The sequence below is a fragment of the Micromonospora zhanjiangensis genome (assembly GCF_042650605.1).
Classification (GTDB): domain Bacteria; phylum Actinomycetota; class Actinomycetes; order Mycobacteriales; family Micromonosporaceae; genus Micromonospora_J; species Micromonospora_J zhanjiangensis.
In genome coordinates, this window is the sequence record NZ_JBHSBN010000100.1 from 1 (window position 1) to 1,460 (window position 1,460).

General features: G+C 69.9%; 1 protein-coding gene. It reads right to left on the reverse strand.

Going from position 1 to position 1,460, the window contains the following annotated elements:
• Positions 1–10: 10 nt before the first annotated feature.
• Positions 11–1,324, reverse strand: a complete 1,314-nt coding sequence (locus ACFOX0_RS34095; RefSeq protein ID WP_377553800.1) for an ISL3 family transposase — start codon at positions 1,322–1,324, stop codon at positions 11–13.
• Positions 1,325–1,460: the final 136 nt, after the last annotated feature.

The following is a 1,460-nucleotide window of genomic DNA, read 5'->3' on the forward strand; positions in this document are numbered from 1 at the left end:
CTCAGCGAAGTTAGCGGGGGTTGAGGTGTCCTCGGGTTCGTCGAGTGGTGGCGCAGCGGGTGCGTAGTCGCTGATTGATGGGGTTGCGGAAGCCGTAGGCGTCGCGGGCGACGGTCTTGATCACTCGGTTGGTGCCCTCGGAGCCGGCGTTGGTGATTCCGGTACGGATGAATGCCAGGATCTGGGGCCACCAGGTCTGCACGGTGGTGGCCAGCCGCTCGAGTTCGGGCAGGTCAGCGTTCGCGCAGCGGCGATAGAAGCGGTCCAGGAGCACGGCGACGCGTTCGCGGTCCGGCTTGGTACGGGCCAGCGCGAGCAGGTCGAGCAGGTCCTCCTTGGCGTTCCACGCGGCCAGGATCGGCCTGCCGATGCGTGCAGGCAGCGCGGTGAGTTCGGCTTGCAGGTCGTCGACGTGCTCCGCGCGCATCCGAGCGGCGGATCGGGTCAGCCGGTTGCGCAGTTCCCACTCGCGGTTGCCTTTGCGTCCGCGCCGGCCGCGAACCTGCACGGTGACCCGGCGGCGGACCTCGGTGACGGTGGCGTTGGCCAACTGCACGAGGTGGAAGTGGTCGACGACGAGCTGCGCGTGCGGCAGCACCTGCCCGACGGCGGACTTGAAGACCGTGCACATGTCGATCGCGACGTAACGCACCTGATCACGCCACGCCGGTGGGCGGGCCAGGAGCCAATCGGCCACGACCTTCGCGGTACGGCCCTCCACCTGCCCGAGCAGCCCCTGCCCGTGGGACAAATCCACGAAGCCGACATGCCAGCGGTCGACCGTGCTCTGCCACGCGCCGGATTCCTCGTCGAAGACGAACTTCGGCCTGCCCCGGCGGATCTCATCAATCCCCAGCACCTCGACAGGTTGCGGCTGCACGGGCAGCACCGCAGCCGCGTGCGCGGCGAACGCGGCGGCGACGACCGGCCACGACACGTCATGATCGCGTGCCGACTGCACGACCGTGCGTCCACCGTCGGCGACCGCAGCGCCGGCCGCCTCGCGCAGCCGACCGGTCAACCGCTTACGGGCCGGGACGACGGGCACCGCCTCGGTGAACGACCCCCGCCGGCAGGACGGCTCATCACAACGCCACCGCCGCTTGCACCACCGCAACGCCGGGCGCCGCCCACCGACCGGCAAGTCACGCGGCCTGGTCACCCGTCGCCCCTTCGACCTACGCGCCGGCGTCCCGCACTCCGGACACCACCGCGCCCGCTCATCCGCGGTGACCAGGTCCACCACCGGACCCTCCGCCCCGTCGGCGACCCCGACGACAGCCAGCCCGGCGAGGCCCAACAGCCGGGTCGTATCCTCAACCATGCCCGTGGCTCTTCTGTTGTGATCAACCTTGCTTCGACAACAAGATGATCAACCAGGAGCCACGGGCACCCTCACGCCGGGGTCCACCCTGGACAGACTGACGGCCTCAGCCGACCCCCATCAACTTCGGTGAGCC

Excerpts from the sequence above, each read along its gene's own strand:
- ACFOX0_RS34095 (WP_377553800.1), bottom strand. The coding sequence starts at position 1,324 with ATGGTTGAGGATACGACCCGGCTGTTGGGCCTCGCCGGGCTGGCTGTC.